Consider the following 11,282-nt stretch of genomic DNA (forward strand, 5'->3'; position numbering starts at 1 on the left):
ATTTGAAAAAATTTAAAATCTTTTCAAATTGCTTTTCACAGTGTATTTTTACATTTTTATATTTCAATATTTCAACTAACAAGATAACTTTTAAAAGCTTTCTAATTCTTAATATTTTCAAGCTCTATTACTTTTTTTATACAATTATCATCTTCAAAATTCTTAGTTCTATCACAATCTCTCACTTTAAAGTCTGGAATAGTTTTAAATTCTTCATCACATACTCCATTCTTATTTAAATACATGCAACTCGCCATTCTAACTATCAGACCACTATTTTTTAAGTTAAACAATACAGGGTCTATACATCCACCATCTCCTCCAGTAGTTTCACCTACTAAAGTAGCAAATTTAGTTTCCTTACAAAACATAGCAAATGCCTCTGATGATGAATATATTTTTTTATCTACAAGCAAATATATATTGCCTTTAAACTTTAAGTCACTTTTCGATTTTATGGTATAAGAAGTATTTTCAAAACCACTGAAATCTTTCATAATCTCTTCTGGTGCATTTTTCTTTATGTTTGTTGGTAAGTTTTCTACAGGTTCTAATTTTATATTTCTTACACTTGTATATTTTTTTACTATTTCATTATTATTTCTATAGATTCTATATCCATTTATTTTAACATCATTTTTTATAAGTTTAGATACAATTCCTTGCCAATATCTATCACTTCCACCTGAATTTCCTCTCATATCTATAATTAAAGCTTTATGTTTTTCTAGAGTATTAATATATGCTTCAATTGCTTTTAAATCATTGTCTATAGGTCCATGCTTTGATGACATAGATGGTAGATACATGTATCCTACTTTACCTTTGATTACATCTTCCAAAATTAATTCTTTTTTCTCAAAAATATCCTTTGGAGCTTTTATTTTAGGATTTATAGAATTGTATCTATCCACAACTTTTTCATCATTAAGAAAATCGTACCAATCATTATTAGAATATGATTTCTTAAAAAGCTCATATCGTTTTTTATTGTCGATTAGCTCTGTATGTTTATTATTTAATTCAGATAATATGGATGACATTTCTTCTATAAATTCTTCATCATTTTCAGTACTCTTTATTCTTTTTATATATTCGTCCTTATTTTCTAACCAATCAGTATTATTAATTCTTTTATTTACATTTAAATAAGGATATCCTGTTTTTATAACATTATATACATGTTTAAAATCATCCATCTTTTCTTCTTCAGATAGTTGATTCTTTTGGGAATAAGTAGAATTACCTAATAAAATTATAAATGTTAAAATAATTACTAAAAACAATATTTTCTTTTTCATATAGTTCTCATCAACTTTCAAATTTTATATTTTAATATATTAGTACCATCATAAATCTCTAACAATAATATTTAAACTTTATTATAATTCGTATATTAGTTAGGCATCTTTAATATCTTAATATTCTTATCGTAAATAGAAATTACTATTCTTATCTTTTTTAATTTATTTTAACTCAAAATAACTTCAAACAAATCAAAATGTAAGGGTCAAATAATTACTACATTTTATCATATATCTAAAGTATTTGTAAAAATAGATAAATTATTTTACTATTTTAGGGAACAATTACTATCAAGAAATCAACATAAAACTTCAGAATAGGAGAGATATATATGGTATTTTTTATAGTAGGATTTATAGCCTCTATTATAGGTGCAATTTCTGGTCTTGGTGGCGGAATTATCATAAAACCAGTACTAGATGCAGTAACTGAACTAGATGCTTCAGTTATAAACTTTTTATCAACATGTGCAGTATTTACTATGTCTTGTTCTGCTGTTACTAAACATATTAAATATAAAACTAAATTTGAAAAACCTACGACTGTCCTACTTGGAATAGGTGCAATTTTAGGTGGTTTAATTGGTACTGAGATATTTGAATTTATAGTTGATTTTATTAACAAAGATAGGTTTATAAAGCTAATTCAAAATGGACTCCTTTTGTCTTTATTAGTAATTATACTGGTGTACATAAATCTACCTAACAAAAAACAATTCCATATAAAGAATCGTATATTTACAGTTTTACTTGGATATACTCTAGGAATGATTTCATCTTTTTTAGGAATAGGTGGAGGCCCTATAAATATAACTGCTCTGACATTATTTTTCTCAATGAATTTAAAGAGTGCATCTGTTAACTCAATAATACTAATACTATTCTCACAAGCTTCAAAGATAATAACTCTATTAATTTCAAAGTCAATACCTTCAGGACTTGAAATATCGATGTTACTATATATAATTCCAGCTGCAATCTTAGGTGGAATATTCGGTACAACTATTAATAAAAAAATAAATAAAAGTAATTTAATCATTGCTTATAATTCAGTCATGTTATTCGTTATAATGACATGTCTGTGGAATATAATAAGATTATTTTAAAGGAGAGACTATAAATGAACAAAACTAATTTATTTGAAACAGTTAAAAATGCTTATATCTATGGATATCCAATAGTAGGTATGTATGAATTACTCTATACACAAATTATTAACCCAAAGACTAAGACAACAAGTTTTAATGAATTTGCTCATACTGCCACTGTAGCATCACCAAAAACATCATTTATACCAGCACCAAACAATGATACAACATATTCAAGAGCTTGGCTAGACTTACGTGAACAACCAGCAGTAATAGAAGTTCCAGACACCAATGATAGATACTACTCTATACAGTTATTAGACTTATTTACAGAAACAATTACTAATATTGGTAGAAGATTAACTGGGACAAAATCAAATAAATTTACTGTTATTGGACCAGATTGGAATGGTGATTTACCTAAAGATACCAATGTAATTAAAAGTGATACACCTTTTGCACTAGCATTTTTAAGGGTTCTTATCAATGATAAAAATGATGTTCAGGAAGTTAAAGATATACAAAACAAGTTTAGAATACATAGACTCTCCGAGATGTCTAACAAGACACATCATGATGACTATGATACCAAAGATTTGCCAATATATAAAAATTCAAATTACCATGAATTTTTTGAAACCCTTAATAGCATACTTTTATTAATTCCAACCTTAAAAACTAGAACAGACATATTGTCATCAAAACAGCTAAAAGAAGTTCCTGATGATATATTAAATGAAGCTTGTAATAGTGCGAAAAAACTTATTAATGAAGGTGGCTTAGCATTTGGAGAATCCCATAACTTCTGGAGAGTTGCTCGAAAAGGTATTGGTAATTATGGAGAAGATTATTTACAACGTTCAGTAGTGTGGCATAAAGGTGCTTTAGCTAATCAACCAGAAGAATCTTTATACCCAAGCACTTTCCAAGATAGTACTGGTCAATTTTTAGATGGAAATTTTGATTATGAGATAAAGTTCAATAAAAATGAACTTCCTCCTGTTAGCCAATTTTGGTCATTAACGATGTATTTGTTTAAAAATGCGTTCTTAGTAGATAATGAAATTGACCGCTACTCTATTGGAGACCGTACAAAAGGACTATTTTACGATGAAGATGGTTCACTAACCATATATATACAAAATAAATCACCTAAAGATAAAAATAAAATATCAAACTGGCTACCAGCACCTAAAGATAAATTTTACATGACACTAAGATTATATGGCCCAAGTGAAGATGCCATTTTAGGTAAATGGCTACCTCCAGTTGTTACTAGAGTAAACCAATAAATTTGTTAATATTTAAAAGGAGTTATATTCATGAGTAATTTTGCTTATACTGAAAAATCAAAATTTGTTAATCCTAGATTAACAGAGCATTCTAAAACAATGGAACAGAAAATTTATAAAACAGGCGAAAATGTATATAGTGCAGTTGGTTTTGGATTATCTTATCCTGTTATGATTGAAGGAACTGATGGAATTATAATTATTGACCCAGGTGAGACTATTGAAATGATGGAAGAAATCATGAAGCATTTTCGTAAGATTACTGATAAACCTATTAAAGCTGTGATAATATCTCATAATCATGGGGACCATTGGGGTGGTATGAGTGTTTGTGTGAGTCAAGAACAAAGCCAAAGTAAAGAAGTTCTAGTTATTGTTGATGAAACATTTATAAAACACTTCTCACAAGCTAGTGGAGAACTACTAGATATTAGAATGGGAAGAGCTGTTTGGATGTATGGCTCTATACTTCCTAAAGGAGAACATGGTTATGTTAATTTAGGATGTGGACCAGTTTTATCAAAAGGTTCTAATAAATTTATTGAACCAAATACATTTTCATCTGTTGAAGATGGATTACAGATAACTATATCAGGAGTTGATTTAGAACTATTCCACTGTGAAGCTGAGACAGAAGATGCTATGTGTATATTTTTACCTAATGAGAAGATAATGTTTGTTGGAGATGCTGTCCAAGGTGAAATATTCCCTAATATATATACTGTTAGAGGTACTGTCCGCGATGCCAAGAAATGGTACACAGGGATTGATAAAATTCGTGAATATCAACCACATTATTTAGTTGGAACTCATATGAGACCCTTACATGGTAAATATGAATGTAATTCCCTTCTAACAGATTATAGAGATGCTATACAATATACTCATGACCAAGCTGTTAGACTTATAAATATGGGGTATACTCCTGATTATGCAATAAATGAGTTAGGAAAACTTCCTCCTCATCTATTTCAAAGAGAACGTCTAGGTGAATTTTATGGAACATTTAAGCAGGGAATCAAAGCTGTTTATGACCAGTATATAGGTTGGTTTAATGGTGAGGCAAGTAAATTAAATCCTATTTATCCTAAAGATGCAGCTAAAAAATATGTAAAAATTATGGGTGGTCGTGAAATAATATTAGCTGAGGCTAAAAAAGCTATCGATGAAGAAGATTATGAATGGGCTACAGAGATATTAAATTATCCTATACGTATAGATAATAATGATATGGAGGCTAGAAGACTTAAAGCAACTGCTATTCGTATGCTTGGATACCAAACAGAAAATGCTACTTGGCGTAATTGGTATTTGACTAGTGCTATGGCATTAGATGGATGTTTTGAACAGATAGTAAATCAAGTTGGAGCTAATGCTGGATTTCCTCCATTTTCAAACTCATTTATAGGTCTAACATCCAAAGCTATGTTTGAATCTTTTAAGGTTAAATTAAATGGTCCTAAAAGTTCTGATGTTCATATGACACTACTGGCATGTGTGACTGATACTAATGAAACATTTAAGCTAGAGTTACGTAGAGGGATTGTTGAAATACATAATCAGGATAGTGACATAAAAGCTGATGTTTCAATTAATTCTTCTAAAGAAACTTGGGCAAAATTAATTACAAAAGAACTCTCAATTATTCAAGCTATTGAAAATGGTCTAGTTCAATGTGATAACCCTAAAAAAGCTCAAAATTATTTAGACTTATTTGATAAGTTTACTCCATTTGTAAATATGCCATTTTGGTTGCAGTAAATTTTAAAATACCTATTTTGAATTTGTTATTTCAAAATAGGTATTTTATTATGATTTTAATTTGATTTTGTATTTTATATATTATATCTACTTCTTAGATATTGTATCTACTTCATATATATATCTATTAAGTATAGCTTCTAGCATTTCTTGTCTTCCAGACTTATTCTTTATCACTGGCATTTGTAGTGCATAAGTTTCTAATTCTTTAAATCCAACTTTACCATCTACTATGTCTTTACCTATACCTTCACTAAAGCTTGAGTATCTTTCTTTAGTAAAGTTTTCAAATACCTCATCTTCTAATAATTTATGAGCTACTAATAATCCCTTTGCAAATGTATCCATACCTGCAATATATGCTAGGAATAAGTCTTCCACTTCAAAAGATGCTCTTCTTACTTTAGAATCGAAATTGAAGCCTCCTGGAGCTATTCCCCCTTGTTTTAACACTTCATACATAGCAAGTGTTGCATCATATATATTTGTTGGAAACTGGTCTGTATCCCACCCTAATAATAGGTCTCCTTGATTCGCATCTATACTTCCTAAAACATCATTTATTCTTGCCATATTCAATTCATGTTGGAAAGTATGTCCTGCAAGTGTAGCATGGTTTGCTTCTATATTCATTTTGAAGTATTTATCTAGATTATACTTTCTCAAAAATCCCAAAACAGTAGCAGTATCAAAATCATATTGATGTTTAGTTGGCTCTTTTGGTTTAGGTTCTATTAAAAACTGCCCAGTAAATCCTATTTCTTTAGCATAATCTACAGCCATTTGTAGAAATCTTGCGAAGTTGTCCATTTCAAGCTCTGTATTAGTGTTAAGTAAAGTTTCATAACCCTCTCTTCCACCCCAGAATACAAAGTTTTCTCCTCCCAAATACTTAGTTATTTCCATGGCTTTCTTAACTTGAGCTGCTGCATAAGCGTAAACATTAGCATTACATGTTGTAGATGCACCATGAACAAATCTTGGGTTTCCAAACATATTAGCAGTTCCCCATAATAACTTTATACCTGTTTCTTTCATCTTAACTTTTATGTATTCAACTATTTCATCTAATATCTTGTTTGTTTCTTCTAAATTTTTGCCTTCTGGAGCTATATCTCTATCATGAAAACAGAAATACTCAATTCCCATTTTAGACATAAATTCAAATCCTGCATCAACTTTAATCTTTGCAATTTCAATTGGGTCTGTTATATTATTCCAAGGTCTCTCCACTGTACCTACTCCAAATGGGTCATTACCTTCTCCACATAAAGTATGCCAGTAACTCATTGCAAATCTTAAGTGCTCTTTCATAGTCTTATTTCCTACTACTTGTTCAGGATTGTAGTATCTAAATGCTAACTCATTGTTAGATTGTGCTCCTTCAAAGTTTATCTGTCCTATTCCTTTAAATATTTCACTCATTTCATATCCTCCTAATGTTTTACACATATGATGTATGTAATATTTTTCTCAATTTAAACTATCTTTTATTTTCATTCTTAAAATATTTTTATTCTTCATCTTTAAAATTAACTACTTCATCTAATAATTTAAAATCATCTTTTAAAGATTTATATATCTTTTTATACAATCTATGATATCTCTTGTATGTATCTACATTTTGATTTATTGGCTCTAATTTAGTTGAAGTTTTTATTATAGTCTCACAAGCTTTCTGGACATTTTCGTATATACCAGCTCCTACTAATGCAAGAATTGCAACTCCTAGTGCTGGCCCTTCACTTGAATTTATAGTATATACATCTTGATTAAACAGGTCTGCTTGCATCTGTCTCCATACTTTACTTTTTCCACCTCCACCTGAGGCTCTTACTTCATTGACTTCTATATTAAGTTTTTCTATTATATCCATGCAATCTTTTAGACTATATGAAACTCCCTCCATAATTGCCCTTGCCATTTCTCTTTTAGAATGTATTGGAGATAATCCAAAGAATACTCCTCTTGCATAAGGGTCGAGATGAGGAGTTCTCTCCCCCATCATGTATGGTAGATAAAGTAATCCATTACATCCTGTTGGTACTTGACTTACTTGACTATTTATAATTTCATATACATCTTTACCTAAAGAGTTTGACACTTCCAGCTCGCTTTGACAGAAATTATCTTTAAACCATTTTAGTGACAATCCAGCTCCTTGAGTAACTCCCATAACATGCCATGTATTTGGTATTGCATGACAAAAAGTATGAACTCTACCTTCCTTATCAATTTTCGGTTCCTTTGTATATGCAAAAACTACACCAGATGTACCAATAGTAGATGAAACTATTCCATCTTTAACTATTCCATTTCCTATTGCTCCTGCTGCTTGGTCTCCAGCTCCACCTATAACTATTGTTCCTTCTTTAAGTCCTGTTAAGTTTGCTACTTCCCTAGTCACATATCCTGTAATCTCTTGAGATTCATAAACTTTACCTAAAAGACTTTTATCTATATTTAACTTGTCTAGTACTTCATTACTCCAATTTCTTTTTCTTATATCAAGTAACTGCATACCACTCGCATCTGATACTTCTGTAGCATATTCGCCTGTTAATTTGTATCTTATATAATCTTTTGGAAGAAGTATTTTATTAGTATTTTTATAAATGTCAGGCTCATTATTTCTAACCCACAATATTTTTGATGCTGTAAATCCTGTAAGCGCTGGATTGGCAGTTATTTCAATCAATCTTTCTTTACCTACCAAATCAGTTATCTCTTCACATTCTTTTACTGTACGTTGGTCACACCATATTATAGAGTTTCTTAGGGTATTCCCTTCTTTATCTAGCATAACTAAACCATGCATCTGTCCTGATAATCCAATTCCTTTTATACATTCACTGCTTATATCTGAACTTTGAATTACATGTCTTATAGATTCAACTACAGCTTCCCACCAATCATTTGCATCCTGTTCTGCCCAACCTGCTTTCTCTTGTATAAGAGGATATTCATATGTACAACTTTCTATAGTATTTCCTAGTTTATCAAATAAGACTGTCTTAGTACCTGATGTACCAATATCTACACCTAATACATACTCCAACTTCATCCCTCCTTGAGACATCACTTAATAATTATCGTTTTCCTAATTCAAATTTTTTATATTTTAGGCATATTTTACTTGCTTTATTTTTGTTAGTATATTAAACTAACTTATGAACTAATAATAAAATATTTAATTATCTTTGTCAATGCAAAATAGCCTTTTATTTTTGTCTAAAAAGTATTACAATATTATTTTAAGGAGGAATATCAAATTGGTTACTGATAAATACACTATTCGAGAAATGAATGAAAGATTGGTACTTGAACAAATTATAAAGAATGGTCCTATTTCTAGAGCAAGTATAGCCTCTACTATAGGATTAAATAAAGCAACTATATCTGCTATTACCAAAAAACTTATCGATGAGTCTCTGATTCATGAAATAGGAATTGGAAATAGTACTCATAGTGGCGGAAGAAAGCCCATACTTTTAGTATTCAACAAATGTGCAGGGATTTCTTTAAGTATGGATATTGGATATGACTATATATTTTCTTCTCTATCTTACTTAGATGGGACTATTATAAAATCTAAGAAATTAATGGATATACAAGTAAATAAAGATAATGTTATACAATTAATAGATGAAATTATAGATAGCTATAACATATCCAAAATAGATACTCCTTATAATGTAATAGGGCTTACTTTAGCTATACATGGGATTACTTGTGAAAATAACATATTATTCACTCCATATTATAACCTCAATGAGATTGATTTATATGGTATCCTAAGTAAAAAATACGACTTCCCTATTCATATAGAAAACGAAGCAAACTTAACAGCTTTAGCTGAGAGTACTTTTTCAACTGTACATAATTCACTACTTAGTCTTAGTATTCATAGTGGATTTGGTTCAGGCATTATAATAAACAATAAATTATATAGTGGTAGAAATGGCATGAGTGGCGAAATTGGTCACACTATTATCATGCCTAATGGTAAACTATGTCCTTGTGGAAATCGTGGTTGTTTAGAACAATACTGTTCAGAGAAGAAAGTGTTTGAACAAATTTGTTCTTTAGAAAATATTCCTAAAATAGACCCTGATATGGTAAAACAACTATACTATGAAGATAATGAGAATACTAAAAAAGTTATCCATGAGTTTTGTAGTTATCTATCACTAGCTATAAACAACGCTATTGCAACTTATGCTCCTGAGATAATATATTTAAATAGCCAAATAATCAGAAATATACCTGAAATATTAGAGATTACAAAAGATATGCTAGTTAGCTCTTTTAACAAAGGCATAAATATAGAAATTTCATCGTTAGGTTCTGAGGCATCTCTATATGGTGGCTCTGCTGTCAATATTAAAAGCTTCTTAAATATACAAAACCTAACTTTGATGAATGAAATAAATGATAAAATAGCTGTATTATAATATTGAATAATCTGAGAACTAGCTTATTTAAGCTAGTTACATTTTTTAATATCAAATTGAATCTATCTATTACTTTTACTAAGATTGTAATAGGCTAAAAAATACAACTACATCTAAATCAGCATTTACAACAGATGAATCACTTCATAAGTCACTTTATTTAATAGCTTTAAGATTATATAAGTGAATTCAAAGTCTTAGAAACTGACCTAAATTATTAAATCAATAAAATATTCATCTTAATTAAATATTAGTTATAGTAATTATGAAATTCAAAAAAGTTAAGAATATCTTCATACATGTTATATTTTTATAAGGATATAAATAATCTTAAATAAGGGTTATGACTATATAGCCATAACCCCTTTAAATTGTATATTCCAAAATCAAATTTATTCTGTAGTTAATACAAAATTATTTGCATTCTTTTCTCAGAAGTTATATATTAATTAAATCTTAATATATATTGTATTTATTCATCATCAGATAATAAACTTGCTGTTGGCTCAACAATAGAAATATTATCTTTACCTATTTTCTCCAGTTTTACTGCTAATTCTTTTGCGTCTGAAAAAGCTGATTCAACAACCATACCTAAATTTAGCCCTGAAATAATCTTAATTCTGTTATCACTACTAGCCTCTAATAACGCTGCATTGCATGGTGTTCCACCTAGTAAATCTACCATTATGACTATTTCTGAACTTTCCTTGTATACTTCCAAAGCCTTTTTAAGTTTTTTTATTGTTCCTTCAATTCCATCATCTTGTTTCATATTTACAGTAGGATAATCTATAGAATTTCCTATTATCATTTTTGCAGAATTTAATACTTCCTCAGCCATATTTCCATGACTCATTAAAATAATACTATTCATTTTAATACACCTCTCTAAATCTATAAAATATCTACAAGATAAGTTTTCTTGTCATCAGGTGTCATTATAGTTGTTATTTCAATTCCTTCATCTAAAAGTTTTTTAAATGCTTCTTTCTCTTCCTCTGTAACACTGATATTAGGTTTTAATACTGTTGTATCTTTTCTACTTGACATATTTCCTACATTTATATTGTGTATTTTTAATCCAGCTTCTACAAATGGAATAAGGTCAACAGGAGACTTAACAATTAATAATACATTTTGCCCTTCATACTTTCCAGCAGTAATATTTTTTATAGCAGTCTCTTCTGTAATTATAGATGATGCTATTCCAGCAGGTGTAGCCATTCTTAGAACTTGTTTTTGAACAGAATTATTAGCTACTGCATCATTTACTACCATTAATCTTGTAACACCTAGCTTATTACTCCACATAGTTGCAACTTGACCATGGATTAAACGGTCATCTATACGAATATTTTTTATACCTTTCATTTCCATATC

Annotated in this window: 9 protein-coding genes; 4 read left to right on the forward strand and 5 right to left on the reverse strand. The window is 29.3% G+C overall.

The annotated features are described in order from the left end of the window. Positions 1 to 101: 101 nt before the first annotated feature. Complete coding sequence (locus Q3223_RS01500) at positions 102 to 1,301, reverse strand: S41 family peptidase (protein ID WP_407811489.1); 1,200 nt, start codon at positions 1,299 to 1,301, stop codon at positions 102 to 104. A 335-nt stretch (positions 1,302 to 1,636) separates the two neighbouring features. Between Q3223_RS01500 and Q3223_RS01505 the strand changes: the two genes are divergently transcribed. The 3 genes from Q3223_RS01505 to Q3223_RS01515 are packed head-to-tail and all read left to right on the forward strand — an operon-like array spanning position 1,637 to position 5,445. Beyond that, on the forward strand, positions 1,637 to 2,410 hold the full coding sequence (locus tag Q3223_RS01505; RefSeq protein WP_054271569.1) for a sulfite exporter TauE/SafE family protein: 774 nt from the start codon (positions 1,637 to 1,639) through the stop codon (positions 2,408 to 2,410). A gap of 14 nt (positions 2,411 to 2,424) precedes the next feature. Then, a complete protein-coding gene (locus Q3223_RS01510) occupies positions 2,425 to 3,684 on the forward strand; it encodes a DUF1254 domain-containing protein (RefSeq protein WP_054271570.1) in 1,260 nt (419 codons plus the stop codon). Between the two features lie 30 nt (positions 3,685 to 3,714). Beyond that, positions 3,715 to 5,445, forward strand: coding sequence for an alkyl sulfatase dimerization domain-containing protein (locus Q3223_RS01515; protein WP_407811490.1), 1,731 nt, complete (start codon positions 3,715 to 3,717; stop codon positions 5,443 to 5,445). An 87-nt stretch (positions 5,446 to 5,532) separates the two neighbouring features. Here Q3223_RS01515 and xylA read toward each other — a convergent pair whose 3' ends face one another. Together xylA and xylB are read right to left on the reverse strand one after the other, a co-directional pair. Further along, on the reverse strand, positions 5,533 to 6,870 hold the full coding sequence (gene xylA / locus Q3223_RS01520; protein ID WP_054271572.1) for a xylose isomerase: 1,338 nt from the start codon (positions 6,868 to 6,870) through the stop codon (positions 5,533 to 5,535). Positions 6,871 to 6,958: 88 nt separating this feature from the next. Beyond that, positions 6,959 to 8,509, reverse strand: a complete 1,551-nt coding sequence (gene xylB, locus Q3223_RS01525) for a xylulokinase (RefSeq protein ID WP_407811491.1) — start codon at positions 8,507 to 8,509, stop codon at positions 6,959 to 6,961. Positions 8,510 to 8,717: 208 nt separating this feature from the next. Between xylB and Q3223_RS01530 the strand changes: the two genes are divergently transcribed. Then, positions 8,718 to 9,899 (forward strand): ROK family transcriptional regulator, encoded by a 1,182-nt coding sequence (locus tag Q3223_RS01530; protein WP_227832069.1) that lies wholly within the window; start codon positions 8,718 to 8,720, stop codon positions 9,897 to 9,899. A gap of 472 nt (positions 9,900 to 10,371) precedes the next feature. Here the strand turns inward: Q3223_RS01530 and Q3223_RS01535 are convergent, their stop codons facing one another. Then, a complete protein-coding gene (locus tag Q3223_RS01535) occupies positions 10,372 to 10,776 on the reverse strand; it encodes a PTS sugar transporter subunit IIA (protein ID WP_054271575.1) in 405 nt (134 codons plus the stop codon). A gap of 20 nt (positions 10,777 to 10,796) precedes the next feature. Further along, positions 10,797 to 11,279 (reverse strand): PTS sugar transporter subunit IIB, encoded by a 483-nt coding sequence (locus Q3223_RS01540; protein WP_044213929.1) that lies wholly within the window; start codon positions 11,277 to 11,279, stop codon positions 10,797 to 10,799. Between the last annotated feature and the right edge of the window lie 3 nt (positions 11,280 to 11,282).

The sequence above is a fragment of the Clostridioides sp. GD02367 genome (assembly GCF_045900275.1).
Classification (GTDB): domain Bacteria; phylum Bacillota; class Clostridia; order Peptostreptococcales; family Peptostreptococcaceae; genus Clostridioides; species Clostridioides difficile_A.